Here is an 18,870-nt window from a genome sequence, read left to right on the forward strand (position 1 = left end):
CTTTTTTATGTGCGCCAAAAAAGAAGCGTGGACAAGTCGTCTTTTTTAAAGATACCAAGTACAACAGCACCAGCCACATAAACGAGCAGGCAGCCGGCCATTCCGCCTCCTACATAAAGGAAGGTACTCTCTTTAAGAAAGGGAAGAAACGCCTGGGCGCTGAAAAAGGTAAAGAGAAGCAGCAAACCGATTTTTGCGTATAAGCCATATTGAAGGGAAAATGGTACGGCTTTTAGCATAGACGCTGTGTGAAGAAGTGTAACAATCACGATGCCGGCCGCTATAGCAATAGCTGTGCCGCGAATACCAAACACAGGCTGGCTTGATAAAAGAAAGATGATGAGAAGCTTTACCACAGCGCCATAAAAGCTGTTCAGCATGGCAGCACGTGACAAGTTAAGTGCCTGAAGAACTGCCTGGAGCGGTCCCTGGCAATAATAAAGAAGGAAAAAGGGTGCCATAAGCTGAATTAAATCGGCTCCTTTTTGGGTATGATACATCACCAGCATAAAAGGCTCCGCAAATAAAAACAGAATAATCGTAGCGAATCCGCCTGAAAACAAGCAAAAGCGGATGGATTCATTTACCCGCCAGGCAATAGTGCTGAATCTTTTTTTACTGAAAGACTCGCTAATATCTGGAACGAGCGAAGAGGAAAGAGCAACCGTTAAAAAAGACGGCAGGAACATGAGCGGCAGCGCGTAGCCCGTCAACACTCCGTATTCTTTCATCGCTTCACTTGAAGCAAGACCTGCAATGGCCAGGCTCTTCACGACGACAATCGGCTCTAAAAACCAGGCACCAGACCCAATCAGCCGGCTTCCAACAGCAGGAAGGGCCGTTTCCGCCAATTCGCCAAAAAGAGGCCGGCTTGTCCGCCTGCCGGGATACTTCTGGACTTTCCGCCACTCCGAACGAAAGGAGCCGAGAAGATAAAAGAGGGAAATCAGCTCTCCGGCTGAAGCAGCTGCCATAGCACCTGCTGCAGCATACTCGATTCCATAAGGCAGAAGAAGCCGCCCTGATACGATAATCAACCCGATTCGGATGATCTGCTCAATCAGCTGTGAAAGAGCAGCCGGCTTCATATTCATCTTTCCTTGAAAATAGCCGCGCACAATAGATGAAACGGCGATAATTGGAACGGATGGTGCTATTGCATAAAGCGGCAGGACTGCCCGTTTATCATGAAATAAGTTTTCAGCAAGATAAGGTGCCAGCAAACAAAATAAAGGTGTTAAAACGGCTGCCAGTGAAAGGGTAATAAAAAGCGATGTGCAGAAAATATGCTTTCGCTGTGCATCATTTTCTGCAGCGGCAACGCTTCGTGTAACAGCCACCGGCAGTCCGAACTGGACGGCTGTAATTGTTAATATAAAAGCTGGAAATACAGCCATATACAAGCCGACGCCTTCTTCGCCAATTAACCGGGCAATGACCATCCGATTGACGAAGCCAAGGATTTTAACAAGGAAAATAGCGCCTGCAAGCCACATCGTTCCTTTTATAAATGATGACAATCTGCCACCGCCTTTTCTAAGAAAGTAATTGTGAGAAAAGTATTGTATAATGAGATATATGTACAAAGATGGACGAGCATGACAGGGGGCATTCATGATGGGAAATCATCCGTACGATGTGTATTACGACAAGCTGCTGCCAGCACTAATCAGCAAGGTGGAAGAGCTTCGGCTGCTTCACTATGAAACTGCAGAAACGGGTATGCTATGGCGGTTTTTGAAAGAAAAAAGGTGGAAATCAATGGACACAGAGCGTCCGCTTTCCCGTTTAGTAGGAGATATCTTATCAGTGAAGCCAGGGGAATATATGAATTACACGCAGCTGACGGCCTTTAAAGCGCCGGAATGGAGTGAACCGCTGTCTGATAAGGAAATAGCTGATTTGTTTGCTCCGCCAAAAGAAAGGGAGTAAATTGACAGCCTGTTTGTTCTCATTCATAATGTAGAGGGCTGAGGGATTCTGGTATTCGTTACCGGAATTTTTTTTATCAACTGGTTTTTATATATCATAAGGAGTGGGAATGTAGAATGGTAAAACGGAGCCGGATCGTTGCTTTTTTGCTCGTGGTCCTCGTTTTGTTAGGAGCGATGAGTACAACGGCAAAAAACATCGTCCAGGATATTAAGCTGGGACTTGATTTGCAGGGTGGTTTTGAAGTGCTGTATGAAGTACAGCCTGCAAAAGAAGGCCAGAAAATAACAGAAAGTGTAGTAGCGGATACCGCTGAAGCGCTGGATAAGCGAATTAACGCTCTCGGTGTCAGCGAGCCAAGCATTCAAGTGGAGGAAGGCAATCGGATTCGTGTACAGCTGGCTGGTATAGAGGATCAGGAGCAGGCACGAAGCATGCTGTCTACACAGGCAAATTTATCTTTTCGCGATGTAAACGACAAGTTGATGATGGATGGAAGCGATCTTGTCGAAGGTGGAGCTGAGCAGTCCTTTACGGAAACAGGGCAGCCCAACGTCGCTGTTAAGTTAAAAGACAAGGATAAATTCAAAGAAGTAACGGAAAAAATTGTTTCCATGGCACCAAATAATCAACTGGTCATCTGGCTTGATTTTGAAGAGGGCAAAGATTCCTTTGCCAAGGAAGTTCAAAAAGAAAATCCGAAGTTTTTGTCGGCACCAAATGTTGACGAGGTATTCAATACAACAGAAGTCACCATTCAAGGGGATTTTACAGTAGAAGAGGCACAGGAACTTGCAGCACTGCTGGATGCAGGGGCTCTTCCTGTCAAGCTGAAAGAAATATATTCAACGTCTGTTGGGGCGCAGTTTGGTGAACAAGCACTCAATGAAACGATGCTTGCCGGTATTGTTGGTATCGGGATCATCTTCTTATTTATGATTCTATATTACCGCTTGCCGGGATTCGTAGCAGTCATTACACTGACAGCCTTTCTTTACTTAACACTGCTTATTTTTGATTTGCTTGGTGCAGTCATGACGCTGCCGGGTATCGCGGCTCTTATACTTGGGGTTGGGATGGCAGTAGATGCGAACATCATTACCGCAGAGCGGATTAAGGAAGAAATTAAGATCGGCCGGCCGATCAAAGCCGCTTTCAAGACAGGAAGCAGCAACGCCTTCCTGACCGTCGTTGACGCAAACTTAACGACACTGCTGGCAGGCGGCGTTTTATTTTACTTTGGGACAAGCTCTGTAAAAGGCTTTGCGACAACTTTGATTATCAGTATTCTTGTCAGCTTTATTACCGCTATTTGGGGTGCAAGGGTGCTGATGAGCATTCTTGTGAAAAGCAACTGGCTGAATAATAAACCGGGATGGTTTGGCGTGAAAAAAGCAGATATTCATCCGATCAGTGAAGGATATGATGCACTGGATCTGCCAACTAAATTTGACAAGCTGGATTTTGTTAAACCGCATAAAAAGCTATTTGCATTGTCGGCTGTGGCGATTATTGCCGGCATGATTGTACTGGCTGTGTTCCGTTTAAACCTGGGTATTGATTTCTCCAGCGGCTCCCGGATGGAATTGCTGTCCGAGAAACCGTTAACCGAGGAGGCGGTTGAAGCAGAGCTCGACAAGCTTGGTTATGACGTAAATGTAACGCTTGGCGGGGACAATCAAACCATCGCTTCTGCCCGGTTTGATGAAGCGCTGACGCAGCAGGAAATTGCTAAAGTCAAAGCAGGCATGAATGAAAAATTTGGATCTGAGCCAAATATCAGCACCGTTTCGCCGGTCGTTGGAAAAGAGCTGGCGAAAAATGCAATGAAGGCACTTGCCATTGCCACAATAGGAATTATTTTATATGTGGCGTTCCGCTTTGAATTTTATATGGGCCTTGCTGCCGTTCTGGCACTTTTGCATGACGTATTCTTCATCATTGCGTTTTTCAGTTTAACGCGTCTTGAAGTCGATATTACCTTTATCGCGGCTGTATTGACGATTGTCGGGTATTCGATTAACGATACGATCGTTACATTTGACCGGATTCGCGAAAATATGACGAAAGCCAAGAAAATCACGGTACCGGAGCAACTGGACGTTATTGTCAATAAAAGTATCCGGCAGACGCTGGCCCGTTCTATCAATACGGTTTTAACTGTCGTCATTGCCGTTATCGCGTTGATTATGCTTGGAAGCCCGTCGATCTTAAACTTCTCTATTGCGCTTTTGGTCGGCTTGATTGGTGGGGCATACTCCTCTATCTTTATTGCTTCCCAGCTATGGCTGATTTGGAAAAAGAAAGAATTAAAGAAAAAAGGCAAGTTAATTACGTACAAAGAAAAAGCAGCAAACAAAGACGAATTACAAGTATAAAGGCAAAAAACCTGCAGACGCATCAGTCTGCAGGTTTTTTCTGTTAATATGGATGGTTCGTTTCGGTTCTTAAGCGTTTCGCTTCGAAAAAGAACATTTGGATAAATTTTTTCATATTCACTTTAACGGGAGCAGAAGCGGCATTTGGGTCTTTTTGCAGTTCCATCATTTTTTGGCGGACGGTCATAAAGTCAAAAAACTTGGCCGCATAAAACTCAAATTTAGGATTGGTGTAATCAGTCAGCCCGAGTGAAGCGAAATGAACGATGGAGTGAATAATAGCGCGGCGGACCCGCTGTTCCGAAGCTTTTATTTCCCTGTTAACCGCCTGGGCGGAAGCAGATTCACTCAGTCTTTTTTGAATCGTCTTTTCAAAAATGGTTTTTAAAGAAGGGAAGTTTTGATCAAAAGCCGCTTCCTCGTCTGAAAATAAAAAAGAAAGAATATCAAGCAAATCCTTCGCGCCGTTATGGCCGACAATCCCCAGTTCAGCCAGCAGGTATTCTCCTGTGTCGATTAAGCTCGTTTCGCTTTGTACGGTGCGTTTGTCCGCTTCTTCGGGCGGCAGCAGGCTGTTTAAGGATGTTTTAATCGTCTGGATTGATTTTTCAAGCTGAATCCGCTCTTTTACTTTTCGAATAACGGTAATGATTTCAATTCGGTTGATCGGTTTCATAACGTAGTATTCTACACCGAGGGCGTATGCTTCACCGATCAGCTCCTTCGTTTCCACTTGTGAAATCATAATCACTTTGCCGTTGTACCCTGCCAGGTCACGAATTGTTTCCAGGCCGTCTTTGATCGGCATCAGCAAATCAATAAAAAGGATATCAATTTTTTGCATGTTCAAAAACGCGCCGGTTAATCCATCGCCATCTGCTTGTTCTCCGGTTACTTCTCCCAAATCCTCATCTTCAATAATTTTCGTCAGCGTAAGACGAATCGCATCATCATCATCTAAAAGAAAAAAACGCATATGTAATCAACCTTTCTGCATAAACGCCTGGACCGGAATGTTAATTTGAAACAAAACACTGCCCGGTTCATTTTTTAATTGAATACTGCCATGAAAGCCATTCACGATCTCCTTTACATGGGTAAGCCCAATGCCTGTTGAAGGATTTCCTTGTTCGTCATACTTTGTTGTAAAGCCCGGCTCGAAAATCACCTTCTGATATTTATCGGAAATAGGAAGACCGCTATTGCGCACCTGAAGCTCAATATGCTCCTGCTGCGATAAAAGTTTGATTTGGACAAATCCTTCCCTCGGTATGGCCTCGACGGCATTTGAAACCAAATTATTGAGAAGGGACAGGAACGTATAAGCATGATATGGAGGATGCTCCCCCGATACTGCAGATAAAAAGGTCACCTTCTTTTTTAGTGCAACAGCATACTTTTCATTGATCTGGACTGTTAATTGAAGAAGTTCCTCAGCACTCATGGAGTCTTTCGGGCTTTCGTTTGTAATCACATTGGAAAGCCCGGCATAAATCCGCTGATTATCTTTTTTAATATCGTGAATTTTACCTGCCAGCTTCAATGCCTCCTGGCTTGCCGGATGATCTTCCTGTTTTAGAGAGCGATAGAGATGATAGGATTCTTTTGTCGCTTCTTCTGCATCAGTGAGTGTTTTTTTTAAATAAACGGTTTCTTCATATAAGCTGGAAACAAGCATGAGCATATACTCATTTCGCTCCGTGATATGCTTTTCTTTTGTATACGCTTCATTTAGTTTCAGCATGTTCAGCAAACTAACAACGATAAAACTGCGTGCAAGTGCAATAAAAACAATTTCTTTTATGTCGTCGAAAGAAAGAGAAATCTCAAACAGCAGATAATCAACAAACAGCTCAATAGAATTGGAAGCCAAGTCAATTCCAAGCATGGCAAATCCGACGCCAAGCAGATGATGTCGATGACTTTTTACGTAAAAAAGGCGGAACAAACATGCGTGTGAAAAATAATAAATAAAAGCTGGAACATGGTGTGAAAAAGAAAGGATGAGATCTTGTTCGTGTAAAGAGGCTGTCTCAAGTCCGGTGCGAAATAAAAAGACCGCTGCAGCGGTAAGCAGGCCGGCCCATATGATTCGTTCTTTCCTTAAATATAACAAAAAGAAAAACATAACCGGCGGACCCAGGCCAATCCGGAACACCTCTCCAAATGGATAAATCTTCAGCTCTCCTGCTGCTGGAACCGCCAAAATCATGATGAGTATCAGGAGCCGCTCATTTTTCAAAAAAGCGCGGGAAGGAAAAATAAAAAACCCCTCCTTTTGTTTCCATTCATGAAGAATAGTATACAATTGGGCGATGCGTAATACAACATAACGTTTTTTTTATAAAAAAAAAACGCTCCCTTTGTAGGTAATTGTATGATTTTGTAGGTAGTGAAATATAGTTATACACATGGAAGTATACCTGTCATCTGGATGTAAACAAAAAAGCGCGGCTGACAGCTGTTTTTGAGGGAATAACCAGCCGTATTTGGCGGACAGCTGAATGCAGCGATGGATGATGAAGAAGGGGAAGGGGATTGATGAAATGAAAAAAATAGGTTTAGCATGGCAGATTTTAATTGGTTTAATTCTTGGTATAGCAGTCGGAGCCATGTTTTATGGAAACCCGCATGTTGCCACGTATCTGCAGCCAATTGGCGACATTTTTCTGCGTCTCATTAAAATGATTGTTATTCCGATTGTCATTTCCAGCATTATTGTCGGGGTAGCCGGTGTTGGCGATACGAAAAAGCTTGGAAGACTGGGCGGTAAAACCATTCTTTACTTTGAAATTATTACAACAATCGCAATTTTGGTTGGTCTTGCTGCCGCCAATATTTTTCAGCCGGGTGCTGGAGTTGATATGTCCAATTTGGATAAAACCGATATCAGCAGCTACGTAGACACAACAGAAGAAACATCCAGCCATGGGTTTGCGGAAACGTTTGTTAATATTGTGCCGTCAAACTTATTCACGTCTCTTGCAGAGGGTGATATGCTGGCCATCATCTTTTTCTCTGTTGTATTTGGTCTTGGTATTGCCGCAATCGGTGAAAAAGGAAAGCCGGTTCTGCAATTTTTCCAGGGAACGGCAGAAGCAATGTTTTATATTACAAACCAAATCATGAAATTTGCACCGTTTGGTGTATTTGCCTTGATTGGTGTAACCGTATCTAAATTCGGGGTTGAGTCACTGATCCCGCTAAGCAAACTGGTTATTCTTGTATACGTGTCAATGATTTTCTTTATCCTTGTTGTATTGGGAATTACAGCGAAAATCGCTGGAGTAAACATTTTTAACGTATTTAGAATTTTAAAAGACGAAATGATTCTTGCGTATACAACGTCAAGTTCGGAGACGGTGCTGCCGAAACTAATTGAAAAAATGGAGAAGTTCGGCTGCCCGAAAGCAATCGTTTCATTCGTTATTCCAACGGGTTATTCATTCAACCTTGATGGATCTACCCTTTACCAAGCGATTGCAGCTTTGTTTATCGCGCAAATGTATGGAATCGACTTGTCGATGGCAGAACAAATCTCACTTGTACTTGTGTTAATGGTTACTTCTAAAGGGATTGCAGGAGTTCCAGGTGTTTCCTTCGTCGTGCTTCTTGCTACACTTGGAAGCGTGGGAATCCCGGTTGAAGGCTTGGCATTCATCGCGGGAATTGACCGGATCATGGACATGGCCCGTACAGTGGTTAACGTTGTAGGTAACTCTCTTGCTGCTATTGTAATGTCTAAATGGGAAGGACAGTACAATGAAGTGAAAGGGAGACAATACCTCGAGGAAGTGCGTCAAATGCAGCAATCAAAATCTGCATAATAAGAAAAGACAGGCTGAAAAAGCCTGTCTTTTTTTATGCGCTCATTACATATGCAAAAACGACTCCTTCGAATCAATTTTTCCAAACAAACGGGTAATGGGAAGCCGCTCTCCAGCCAGCCAGCGGCCGAAGTCAATGGGAAGAGGATGGGCGCTTTCGCCGACGCCAAGAAGCATCCGGAGAGAAGCCGGTTCATATACGGTTGTATGAAGTGTTCCCGCCCAGCTGGCGTATTTCTTTTTGAAAACCCCATAAGCGGGGTCGTTAAAAAGCATGTATCGTTCAATGGAGCTTTGTGAGGTTTCAGAAAAGTGCTGCAGCGTCTGCAGCCGTTCTTTAGACTCAGCTGTATGGTGGCGGTTTTCGGACGATAAGGTGTCCGAGAGAAAATGATTCGCGCACGCTGCAGCTTGCTTGTGCACTTGTACCCCTCGTGGTGACGCTTCGACAACTGCACTATGCATGGAGGCATCGTAAAGAGAGTAATTAAATGCATGGCGATGCGGAATAGAACGAAGCAGGTCGATCGCCTGGTCTGTTGTCGCACACGAGTCCAGCACCATGCGAGCGATAACACTGCAAGTAAATCCATCTTCAGCACGGCGCCGGTTTACAAAGTGAAAGCCAATCACAAGCCCTTTTTCATTCATGCCGTCAATACGCCCAATCATCCTGCCGCTTATACCGACTGAAGCGTAGCCGTGATCAGGCTGCCACAATAAAAGTCTGCCTTCATAGGTTTTCGGGTGATAATCATAGTTTCTTGCGAAAACGCCATTGTTCATCAGGGCAGAACAGCCGCTGTTTACATCATCGGCTTGAAAACCGCTGTATTCGTGAACCACCTCATATAAAGACCAGCCAAGGGACTCTGCAAGGCCCTCAAGCTCTTCCCATATAAGAGGAAGAAAGGATTGAAAGTAGGCTTTTACCTTTTTGAAATCAATATCATAAGAACGAAGAGACTTTTGGCGCCGTTTTTGATGAGCCGCAAAAAGCGGCGATTCCTTTAATTTTTCGCCGGCAAGCAGCCCGAGCTCATAATAACTCCCTCTTCCTTGGAGAATGTCGATATAAAAACGCTGCATGCTACTCCTGCTTTCTTTTTCTCTTATCGTGCCTGTTTTGGAAAAAGAATTCAAGAGAGAAACGGCCGGCCGATGTTTGAAGTGAATTCGAAAAAGGAAAAGTAAGGACATGTAGGGAGGGGAAAAGATGAAAACACAAACAGCTCTTATTTTAGGATTGATTTTTGCACTTGTTATCGCTGTTTTTGCTGTCATTAATGTAAATCCGGTAACGGTAAATTACCTATTTGGTTCTGCACAATGGCCGCTTATTCTTGTTATTTTGTTTTCTGTGCTGCTTGGCGGACTCGCTATCTTTATGTTTAGTTTGTTTCGTACATTGGCGCTTAAGCGGCAGCGTAAGGAGCTGGTCCGGCAAAATGATCAGCTAAAAAAAGAATTGCACGAATTAAAGCTTGAGCACCGGGAGCAGAGAACACCCGCTGCTACGTCAACCCGGCTGGCGCCGGACGGTGATTCATAAAAGAAAAAGGGGAGCTGAGTGAAATCCACTCAGCTCTCTTCTTTTGAATCATATTGTCATTTGTTCAATTGACCCGTATAATAAGTACGTTATGGGGTGAAATTATGCTGAAACCAAAAATGCGCTGGTCCTTGAAAGAAGTGGACCGCAAAAAAAGTGAAGCGTTTGCGGAGGAAGTTGGAACAAGCCCTCTCGCTGCATCGCTTTTATTGGGACGGGGAATCACAGAAAAAGAAGAAGCACGTGCATTTTTGTTTGATGAAGGTGTCGCTTTTCACGATCCTTTTTTGTTAAAAGATATGAACAAAGCAATCGACCGCATTCGTCAGGCGAAAGAGCGGGAAGAAGCTGTCCTTGTTTTTGGTGACTATGACGCTGACGGTGTCAGCAGTACGTCGCTGCTTTTAACAGCGCTTCGCGATTATGGTGTTCTCGCTGATTATTATATTCCGAACCGGTTCACTGAAGGCTATGGTCCGAATGAGCCGGCTTTTCGTCATGCGAAAGAAAGTGGCTTTGGTTTAATTATTACGGTTGATACCGGAATTTCAGGCGTTCATGAAGCACAGGTAGCCAAGGAGATTGGCATTGACTTAATTATTACCGATCACCACGAACCCGGGCCTGTACTGCCGGAGGCATTAGCGATTATCCACCCGAAGCATCCAGAGGGCACGTATCCATTTGGATATCTTGCCGGTGCAGGGGTGGCGCTGAAGGTGGCACATGCGTTATATGGGAAAGTGCCGGAACATCTGCTTGATTTGGCTGCGATTGGCACCATTGCCGACCTGGTGCCGCTGTACGGAGAGAACCGGCTTATTGCCAAAAAAGGTCTATCCGCCCTGCGCCAGACAGAGCGGCCGGGTATTGTCGCGCTTTGCAAACAGACCGGCACAGAGCAGTCATCTATTGATGAAGAAACGGTTGGATTTATGATCGGACCGCGTATTAATGCAGCCGGCCGCCTTGATGATGCGGGCCCTGCTGCAGAATTAATGTTAACGGAAGACATAGAAGAAGCGATGATGCTTGCAGAAGAAATCGACGCGATGAATAAACAACGGCAGTCTATCGTCAACGACATGGCAAAAGAAGCAATTGACATGGTAAACCAGGAGTTTCCATCGGATGAGTACCCGGTCATTGTGGTAGGCAAGGAAGGGTGGAATCCCGGCGTTGTCGGAATTGTTGCGTCCCGTTTGACTGACACATTTTATCGGCCGGCTATCGTGCTTGGTTTTGATTCTGAGAAAGGCATTGCGAAAGGCTCAGCGAGAAGTATTAAAGGCTTTGATTTGTTTCAAAGCCTGTCAACGTGCAGGGATATTTTGCCACATTTCGGCGGTCATCCAATGGCTGCCGGCATGACCCTGTCGATTCATGATGTAGATGAGCTGCGCAGACGTATGGTTCGTATCGCTAAGGATACACTTACGGAAGAGGATTTTACGCCGATTGTTCAAGTCGATGCGCAGGCCTCGGTGTCTGATATTACAGTGCAGGGGATTGAGGAGCTGAATAAGCTGGCGCCGTTTGGCATGAACAACCCAAAACCGCTTTTTGTGATCCGGGATACTAAAATTGCTTCGATGAAAAAGATTGGCGCCAACCAAACGCACTTAAAAGCAGCGTTTGAACAAAACGGACAGACTATTGACGGAGTCGGTTTTGGCATGGGAGAGTACGTCGATCAAATAGCGAAAACATCAGACATTTCGGTGATTGGCGAACTGTCTATTAATGAATGGAATAATATGCGCCGCCCGCAGCTTATGCTTCGCGACCTTCGAGTGGACGAATGCCAGCTGTTTGATATGCGCGGCGGAAGAAATATTTCAAGCTGGTACAAGAACGTACCCGATGTAAAGGTCGCTGTGTCCTTCAGCCGTGCATCAGGGGATCCTAATGTCGTATTTGTTCAAAACGAACAGGATGCCCAAGCCGTTGAAATGGATGGCAAAAATGTAGTACTGTTAGATTTGCCGGAAAGGGAAGAAGTGATCAAGTCACTCCTAGGTGGAAAGTCGCCGGCACGTATTTATGCCCATTTCAGCACGCAGGAGAATCATTTCTTCAGTTCGATGCCAACACGGGATCATTTCAAATGGTACTACGCGTTTTTATTGAAAAGAGGCTCATTTGACGTGAAACAGCATGGCGAGCTGCTGGCAAAAAAGCAGGGCTGGTCTTATGCTGCTGTTCGTTTTATGTCAAACGTGTTTTTAGAGCTTGGATTTGTTAAACTAGAGAATGGAAAGATTGAAGTGCAAAGAGAAGCGGACAAGCGTGATTTGAGCGAGTCGCCTGCCTACATACGAAAGCAGACGCAATTTAACCTTGAACAAAAGCTGCTGTACTCATCCTACCGTGAATTAAAAATGATTCTGGATGAATGGATGAAGCAACCCGCTAGACACTGGGAGGAACGATTAACATGAATTTAAAAGAGTATATTAAAATTGTGCCGGATTGGCCAAAGCCGGGCATTCAGTTTAAAGATATCACACCACTTATGGACAATGGCGAGGCATTCCGTTATGCAACGGATCAAATTGTCACGTATGCAAAAGAGAAACAAGTAGATTTAATTGTAGGTCCGGAAGCGCGTGGCTTTATTGTAGGCTGCCCGGTTGCCTACTCTCTTGGTGTTGGCTTTGCGCCCGTCCGTAAAGAAGGCAAGCTGCCGCGTGAGACGATCAAAGTACAATATGGGCTTGAGTATGGAAAAGACGTGCTGACGATCCATAAAGACGCTGTTAAGCCGGGTCAGCGTGTTCTTATTACAGATGACCTGCTGGCAACAGGCGGTACGATTGAAGCGACAATCAAGCTTGTAGAGCAGCTTGGCGGTATTGTAGTAGGTATTGCATTTTTAATTGAATTAAATTACTTGAACGGGCGCGAAAAATTGGACGGATATGATATATTAACCATCATTCCGTACGACTGATTCGACAAAAATCGCCTAATTCACAAAAAAAGTGCAGGATGACTTTACATCCTGCACTTTTTTTTCGATAATAAGAACAATCAGTTTTTTTCGGAAAGGGCGAAGGTGAACAAAACATATGGCGAAAGACCAGATATTAACCGCCGACCAGGTCATCGACCGGACCCGTGCCTACCTGAACGAAGAGCATGTCGGATTTGTCCGGCGTGCGTTTGAGTACGCAAAAGAAGCGCATAAGCACCAGTTTCGTAAATCGGGCGAGCCGTACATCATTCATCCTATCCAGGTTGCGGGCATATTGGCTGATCTTGAAATGGACCCGGCAACGGTCGCATCCGGTTTTCTGCATGATGTGGTAGAAGACACGGATGTGACACTGCAGGATTTGGCGAATGAATTTAATGCGGAAGTAGCAATGCTGGTAGACGGTGTCACAAAGCTTGGGAAAATTAAATATAAGTCAAAAGAAGAACAGCAGGCGGAGAATCACCGGAAAATGTTTGTCGCAATGGCACAGGATATTCGTGTGATTTTAATCAAGCTGGCAGACCGTCTGCACAATATGAGAACGTTGAAACACCTGCCGCAGGAAAAGCAGCGCCGTATTTCCAACGAAACGCTGGAAATTTTTGCGCCTCTTGCCCATCGTCTTGGAATGTCGAAGATTAAATGGGAGCTGGAAGATACAGCACTTCGTTATTTAAATCCACAGCAGTATTACCGGATTGTCAACTTGATGAAACGTAAGCGCGAGGAGCGGGAACAGTATTTAGATGACGTCATTGATTTAATGAGAACACGGCTCGATGAGATGGATATCAGCGCGGAAATTTCCGGCCGTCCTAAACATATTTATAGTATTTATCGAAAAATGGCCATGCAGCACAAGCAGTTTAATGAAATTTACGACTTATTAGCGGTTCGTATTGTCGTGGACAGCATCAAAGACTGTTATGCAGCGCTCGGCATTATTCATACATGCTGGAAACCAATGCCAGGACGTTTTAAAGACTATATAGCGATGCCAAAAACGAACATGTACCAGTCTCTTCACACGACAGTTATCGGCCCGAAAGGCGATCCGCTTGAAGTGCAGATTCGCACAGAAGAGATGCACCGAATTGCCGAGTACGGGGTTGCGGCGCACTGGGCCTATAAAGAAGGGCGAACGGTAGACGAAAATGCTTCGTTTGAAAAGAAAATGACATGGTTTCGTGAAATTTTGGATTTCCAAAATGAATCGCAGGATGCAGAAGAGTTTATGGAATCATTAAAGCTCGATTTATTTTCGGATATGGTGTTTGTGTTTACGCCAAAAGGTGATGTGCTGGAGCTGCCGGCCGGTTCTGTCCCGATTGATTTCGCCTACCGTATTCACTCGGAAATCGGCAATAAAACCATTGGCGCAAAAGTAAATGGGAAGATGGTTACGCTTGATTATAAATTAAAAACAGGCGATATTTTAGAAATTTTGACGTCAAAGCATTCATACGGCCCGAGTAAAGACTGGATCAAAATGGCGCAGACGTCGCAGGCGAAAAACAAAATCCGCCAATTCTTCAAAAAGCAAAATCGTGAAGAAAACGTGGAAAAAGGCCAGGAAATGGTCGAGAATGAAATTAAAAATATGGAATTCGATATAAAAGAAGTGTTGACGCAGCAGAACTTAAAGCGCGTGGCGGAAAAGTTCAACTTCTTGAATGAAGAAGACATGTATGCAGCAGTCGGTTATAACGGAGTCACCGCTCTTCAAGTAGCCAACCGGCTGACTGAAAAGCTTCGCAAGCAGCGTGATCAGGAAGCGGCGCTGAGTGAAGTGGTGAAGGAAATTAAAACGCCGCCAAATCCAGCCGCTCAAAAGAAAAATGCCGGTGTTACGGTTAAAGGCATCGACAACTTGCTGATTCGGCTGTCCCGCTGCTGTAACCCTGTACCGGGTGACGATATCGTCGGCTATATTACAAAAGGGCGCGGTGTCTCTGTTCACCGAGAAGACTGTCCGAACGTGACGGCGGATGACGATGCAGAAAATCGCTTGATCCCGGTTGAGTGGGAGTCAGGCGGTGCAAATCAAAAAGAGTATTTGGTTGATATTGAGATTTCCGGCTACGACCGTCAAGGTCTCTTAAATGAAGTGCTACACGTAGTCAGTGAAACAAAAACAAATATTTCCGCGGTATCTGGACGTTCAGACCGAAATAAAATGGCCAAAATCGATATGTCTATTTTTATTCGTAATGTGAATCACCTGCAAAAAGTGGTGGAACGGGTTAAACAAATTCCGGACATTTATGCAGTCCGCCGCATTATGAATTAACGTTGGCAGGTGTAGAAGAATGAGAGTGGTTTTACAAAGAAGCAAACAAGCAAGCGTGACGGTGGACGGAGCAATCAAAGGGGCCATTGACTCAGGCCTTGTCCTTCTAGTCGGTGTGACACATGAGGATACGGAGCAGGATGCAGCCTGGCTCGCCGAAAAAATTGTGCATCTGCGTATTTTTGAAGATGAGTCGGGAAAAATGAATGAATCACTGCTTGAGCGGGGCGGATCGATTTTATCGGTTTCCCAGTTTACCTTGTACGGTGACTGCAAAAAAGGGCGGCGTCCGAATTTCATGAAGGCAGCATCCGGTGTCCAGGCAGAAGGGCTATATGATACCTTTAACCGCCTCATCCGCGAAAAAGGTGTACAGGTGGAAACAGGTGTGTTTGGCGCCATGATGGATGTGTCGCTTGTGAACGACGGTCCGGTTACCTTAATTCTTGATACAAAAGATTAAGGTTGAAATCAGGAGAAAAGTTTTTTATAATCTTTTCATCGGCTGGATATCCAGTCCATCATAAAAGAACATATGAAAAGCCATAGACGAAGAAAAGTAGTGAAGCCCGTGCCCGGACAGAGAAAAATGCCGCGACTGAGAGCATTTACGGTGCACCTTCATGAACAGACACTTCTGAGGCGTTTTTCTGAAACAATAGTAGGAAAAACCGCGTATTGCGTTATCAAAAAAGGGAAAGCTTCGGCTTTAACGAGGGTGGTACCGCGGAAAACTTCCGTCCCTGCGCGCAGTGCAGGGATGGAGGTTTTTTTATGTGCTTTTACAAATAAAGGAGGAACGACCATGTCAGTGAATATTCCACGTGGTACGCAGGATATTTTGCCAGGACAGTCAGAAAAATGGCAGTACATAGAATCCATTGCTAAAGACGTCTGCCGCCGTTATCACTATAAAGAAATTCGCACACCGATTTTTGAGCATACCGAATTGTTCAAGCGCAGCGTCGGCGATACAACCGATATCGTTCAAAAAGAAATGTACACGTTCGAAGACAGAGGAGAGCGCAGTTTAACCCTTCGCCCAGAAGGAACAGCCGCGGTTGTCCGTTCATTTGTGGAAAACAAAATGTTTGGCCACCCGGATCAGCCGGTCAAGCTGTTTTACACAGGCCCGATGTTCCGGTATGAACGCCCTCAGGCGGGCCGCTACCGCCAGTTTGTCCAGTTTGGTGTAGAAGCGATTGGCAGCGAAGATCCGGCAATTGACGCGGAAGTGATTGCACTAGTAATGGATATTTACAAAGCAGCAGGGCTTCAAAAGTTAAATCTCGTCATTAATTCTCTTGGCGATGCTGACAGCCGAAATGCACACCGGGAAGCGCTCATCGGTCATTTCGAGCCGTGTATTGAGGAATTCTGCAGCGACTGCCAGACGCGTTTGCAGCAAAATCCGCTCCGGATTTTAGATTGCAAAAAAGACCGGAATCATGAGCTGATGCAGACAGCACCTTCTATTCTGGACTACTTAAACGGGGAATCAAAAGCGTACTTTGAGAAAGTAACCGACTATTTAGATGCAATTGGCATTTCATATACCGTAGATCCAAAGCTCGTCCGCGGGCTTGATTACTACAACCACACAGCTTTTGAAGTGATGAGCGAGGCAGAGGGCTTCGGGGCCATCACGACGCTGTGCGGAGGAGGACGCTACAACGGTCTTGTCCAGCAGCTTGGCGGTCCGGAATCACCGGGAATCGGCTTTGCTTTCAGTATTGAGCGGTTTATTGCCGCGATGGAGGCAGAAGGCGTAGAATGGCCGATCGATCAAGGAATTGACTGTTTTGTAGTAGCGCTTGGAGATGCAGCGAAAGACCGGTCCGTCTCGCTTGTTCATGAGCTGCGTACAGCGGGTCTTTCAGCAGACCGTGATTATCAGGACCGGAAAATGAAAGCTCAGCTTAAAGCATCTGACCGTCAACATGCCCGCTTTACAGCGATTTTGGGCGAAAATGAACTGGCGGAAAACCGGATTACCGTCAAAGACATGGCAGCAGGTTCCCAGGAACAGGTGTCACTGGATACGCTGGCTGGTTATATTAAAACAAAAATGGAGGCGAAGTAAATGTTTGGACGCACGTTTTATAACGGTGAAATGACCGAAGAACATATTGGAAAAGAAGTATCATTAAAAGGTTGGGTGCAGCGCCGCCGTGACCTTGGGAGCGTCATTTTTATTGATTTGCGCGACCGTACAGGCATCATGCAAATCGTGTTTAACCCGGAAATTTCAGCAGAAGCACTTGCTGTGGCAGAAAAAGTCCGCAATGAATATGTACTTGATGTCAAAGGGACAATTGTAAAGCGTGACGCGGAAACCGTAAATGAAAACATCCCGACTGGTACGATTGAAGTACACGTAACGGAAATCAACGTACTGAGCGAAGCGAAAACACCGCCGTTCATGATTGAAGACGGAACAGAAGTAAACGAAGACGTCCGCTTAAAGTATCGTTACATGGATCTTCGCCGTCCAGTGATGTTTGAAACACTGAAAATGCGCAGCGATGTAACAAAAACGATTCGTGATTATTTAGACGAAAATCGTTTTCTTGATGTGGAAACACCGATTTTAACAAAATCAACACCGGAAGGCGCACGTGATTATCTGGTTCCAAGCCGTGTTCACCCAGGCGAGTTTTACGCGCTGCCACAGTCACCGCAAATTTTCAAACAGCTGCTTATGGTGTCTGGTGTAGACCGTTACTATCAAATTGCCCGCTGCTTCCGTGATGAAGATTTGCGTGCAGACCGTCAGCCTGAATTCACACAAGTCGATATTGAAACAAGCTTTATGAGTCAGGAAGACATCATGCAAATGACAGAAGAAATGCTGAAAAAAGTGATGAAGCGCGTGAAAAACCTCGACATCAATGGATCTTTTGAACGCATGACATATGAAGACGCGATGAACCGTTTTGGTTCTGACAAGCCGGATACACGCTTTGGTCTTGAATTGATCGATATGGCCGATGTAGTTCGCGGATCTGGATTTAAAGTATTCGCGCAGGTTGTCGAGTCAGGCGGACAAGTTAAAGCGCTTTGTGTACCGGGCGGTGCTGAAAAGTATTCTCGTAAAGATATTGATCATCTAACAGAGTTTGCAGCGATTTATGGTGCGAAAGGCCTTGCTTGGCTGAAAGTCGAAGAAGATGGCATAAAAGGTCCAATTATTAAGTTCTTCACGGACGAAGAACAAGCGAAGATGCTGCAAACAGCCGGAGCAAAAACAGGCGATTTAATCATGTTCGTCGCAGACAAAAAGCAGGTTGTAGCCGATGCATTAGGTGCGCTTCGCTTAAAACTTGGTAAAGAGCTTGGCATGATCGATGAATCTAAGTACAATTTCCTTTGGGTAACAGACTGGCCGCTGCTCGAGTATGACGAAGAAGAAGGACGTTACTACGCAGCGCACCATCCATTTACAATGCCATTCCGTGAAGATATCGAGAAAATGGAATCAGACCCGGGCGCGGTACGTGCACAAGCCTATGACATAGTGTTAAACGGCTATGAACTCGGCGGCGGCTCGATTCGTATTTTCGAACGTGATGTGCAGGAAAAAATGTTCAAGCTGCTTGGTTTCACAGAAGAGCAGGCGAAAGAACAGTTCGGCTTCCTTTTGGATGCATTTGAATATGGTACGCCTCCACACGGCGGTATTGCGCTTGGCTTAGACCGTTTGGTTATGCTTCTTGCCGGCCGTACAAATCTGCGTGATACCATTGCTTTCCCGAAAACAGCAAGTGCAGCAGACGTATTAACAGATGCGCCGGGTGAAGTGTCCAATGCCCAGCTTGAAGAGCTGCATCTGCGTATCAGCCAAACAGCGAAATAAGAAAAAAGTAGTGTTTTTAATCTTCTGATAAATTAACAGTAATCATTAGTTGATT

At 45.1% G+C, this 18,870-nt stretch carries 14 protein-coding genes and 1 other annotated feature; of the genes, 10 read left to right on the forward strand and 4 right to left on the reverse strand.

All coding sequences use genetic code 11. The features are described 5' to 3' along the window. Positions 1-5: 5 nt before the first annotated feature. Positions 6-1,520, reverse strand: a complete 1,515-nt coding sequence (gene spoVB, locus RIN81_RS09870) for a stage V sporulation protein B (RefSeq protein WP_309089702.1) — start codon at positions 1,518-1,520, stop codon at positions 6-8. 94 nt (positions 1,521-1,614) lie between these two features. Here spoVB and RIN81_RS09875 point away from each other — a divergent pair, with 94 nt between their 5' ends. Both RIN81_RS09875 and secDF read left to right on the forward strand, forming a co-directional pair. Further along, positions 1,615-1,932 (forward strand): post-transcriptional regulator, encoded by a 318-nt coding sequence (locus RIN81_RS09875; RefSeq protein ID WP_309089704.1) that lies wholly within the window; start codon positions 1,615-1,617, stop codon positions 1,930-1,932. A 116-nt stretch (positions 1,933-2,048) separates the two neighbouring features. Continuing rightward, positions 2,049-4,310 (forward strand): protein translocase subunit SecDF, encoded by a 2,262-nt coding sequence (secDF, locus tag RIN81_RS09880; RefSeq protein ID WP_309089706.1) that lies wholly within the window; start codon positions 2,049-2,051, stop codon positions 4,308-4,310. Positions 4,311-4,353: 43 nt separating this feature from the next. On the opposite strand, the gene RIN81_RS09885 is transcribed toward secDF, so the two are convergent. Continuing rightward, positions 4,354-5,286 (reverse strand): response regulator, encoded by a 933-nt coding sequence (locus tag RIN81_RS09885; RefSeq protein WP_309089708.1) that lies wholly within the window; start codon positions 5,284-5,286, stop codon positions 4,354-4,356. A 6-nt stretch (positions 5,287-5,292) separates the two neighbouring features. After that, positions 5,293-6,522: an ATP-binding protein gene (locus tag RIN81_RS09890; protein ID WP_309089710.1), complete on the reverse strand. Its 1,230-nt coding sequence runs from the start codon at positions 6,520-6,522 to the stop codon at positions 5,293-5,295. 334 nt (positions 6,523-6,856) lie between these two features. Between RIN81_RS09890 and gltP the strand changes: the two genes are divergently transcribed. Next, on the forward strand, positions 6,857-8,137 hold the full coding sequence (gltP, locus tag RIN81_RS09895; protein WP_309089868.1) for a glutamate/aspartate:proton symporter GltP: 1,281 nt from the start codon (positions 6,857-6,859) through the stop codon (positions 8,135-8,137). A 45-nt stretch (positions 8,138-8,182) separates the two neighbouring features. On the opposite strand, the gene RIN81_RS09900 is transcribed toward gltP, so the two are convergent. Then, entirely contained in the window at positions 8,183-9,226 is a 1,044-nt protein-coding gene (locus RIN81_RS09900) for a C45 family peptidase (RefSeq protein ID WP_309089712.1), read from the reverse strand. Between the two features lie 127 nt (positions 9,227-9,353). On the opposite strand from RIN81_RS09900, the gene RIN81_RS09905 reads away from it, so the two are divergent. From RIN81_RS09905 to aspS, 7 genes are all read left to right on the forward strand, one after another. After that, on the forward strand, positions 9,354-9,689 hold the full coding sequence (locus tag RIN81_RS09905) for a LapA family protein (protein ID WP_309089714.1): 336 nt from the start codon (positions 9,354-9,356) through the stop codon (positions 9,687-9,689). Between the two features lie 104 nt (positions 9,690-9,793). Continuing rightward, on the forward strand, positions 9,794-12,130 hold the full coding sequence (recJ, locus tag RIN81_RS09910) for a single-stranded-DNA-specific exonuclease RecJ (protein ID WP_309089716.1): 2,337 nt from the start codon (positions 9,794-9,796) through the stop codon (positions 12,128-12,130). Next, positions 12,127-12,642, forward strand: a complete 516-nt coding sequence (locus RIN81_RS09915) for an adenine phosphoribosyltransferase (protein WP_309089718.1) — start codon at positions 12,127-12,129, stop codon at positions 12,640-12,642. The genes recJ and RIN81_RS09915 overlap by 4 nt, the downstream gene beginning before the upstream one ends. 118 nt (positions 12,643-12,760) lie before the next feature. After that, a complete protein-coding gene (locus RIN81_RS09920) occupies positions 12,761-14,959 on the forward strand; it encodes a RelA/SpoT family protein (RefSeq protein WP_309089720.1) in 2,199 nt (732 codons plus the stop codon). 19 nt (positions 14,960-14,978) lie between these two features. Then, a complete protein-coding gene (dtd, locus tag RIN81_RS09925) occupies positions 14,979-15,422 on the forward strand; it encodes a D-aminoacyl-tRNA deacylase (RefSeq protein WP_309089722.1) in 444 nt (147 codons plus the stop codon). A gap of 74 nt (positions 15,423-15,496) precedes the next feature. After that, positions 15,497-15,707: a binding site (T-box leader), on the forward strand. Between the two features lie 57 nt (positions 15,708-15,764). Further along, complete coding sequence (hisS, locus tag RIN81_RS09930) at positions 15,765-17,042, forward strand: histidine--tRNA ligase (RefSeq protein ID WP_309089724.1); 1,278 nt, start codon at positions 15,765-15,767, stop codon at positions 17,040-17,042. After that, positions 17,043-18,815, forward strand: a complete 1,773-nt coding sequence (aspS, locus tag RIN81_RS09935; protein ID WP_309089726.1) for an aspartate--tRNA ligase — start codon at positions 17,043-17,045, stop codon at positions 18,813-18,815. It begins immediately after the preceding gene. Positions 18,816-18,870 lie beyond the last annotated feature (55 nt).

It is taken from the genome of Domibacillus sp. (assembly GCF_031181085.1).
GTDB lineage: Bacteria > Bacillota > Bacilli > Bacillales > Domibacillaceae > Domibacillus.

Coding starts and splice junctions, on each gene's coding strand:
- RIN81_RS09920 (WP_309089720.1), top strand. CDS start 12,761: ATGGCGAAAGACCAGATATTAACCGCCGACCAGGTCATCGACCGGACC.
- RIN81_RS09915 (WP_309089718.1), top strand. CDS start 12,127: ATGAATTTAAAAGAGTATATTAAAATTGTGCCGGATTGGCCAAAGCCG.
- secDF (WP_309089706.1), top strand. CDS start 2,049: ATGGTAAAACGGAGCCGGATCGTTGCTTTTTTGCTCGTGGTCCTCGTT.
- aspS (WP_309089726.1), top strand. CDS start 17,043: ATGTTTGGACGCACGTTTTATAACGGTGAAATGACCGAAGAACATATT.
- RIN81_RS09890 (WP_309089710.1), bottom strand. CDS start 6,522: ATGATTTTGGCGGTTCCAGCAGCAGGAGAGCTGAAGATTTATCCATTT.
- hisS (WP_309089724.1), top strand. CDS start 15,765: ATGTCAGTGAATATTCCACGTGGTACGCAGGATATTTTGCCAGGACAG.
- gltP (WP_309089868.1), top strand. CDS start 6,857: ATGAAAAAAATAGGTTTAGCATGGCAGATTTTAATTGGTTTAATTCTT.
- RIN81_RS09885 (WP_309089708.1), bottom strand. CDS start 5,286: ATGCGTTTTTTTCTTTTAGATGATGATGATGCGATTCGTCTTACGCTG.
- dtd (WP_309089722.1), top strand. CDS start 14,979: ATGAGAGTGGTTTTACAAAGAAGCAAACAAGCAAGCGTGACGGTGGAC.
- RIN81_RS09905 (WP_309089714.1), top strand. CDS start 9,354: ATGAAAACACAAACAGCTCTTATTTTAGGATTGATTTTTGCACTTGTT.
- RIN81_RS09875 (WP_309089704.1), top strand. CDS start 1,615: ATGATGGGAAATCATCCGTACGATGTGTATTACGACAAGCTGCTGCCA.
- RIN81_RS09900 (WP_309089712.1), bottom strand. CDS start 9,226: ATGCAGCGTTTTTATATCGACATTCTCCAAGGAAGAGGGAGTTATTAT.
- recJ (WP_309089716.1), top strand. CDS start 9,794: ATGCTGAAACCAAAAATGCGCTGGTCCTTGAAAGAAGTGGACCGCAAA.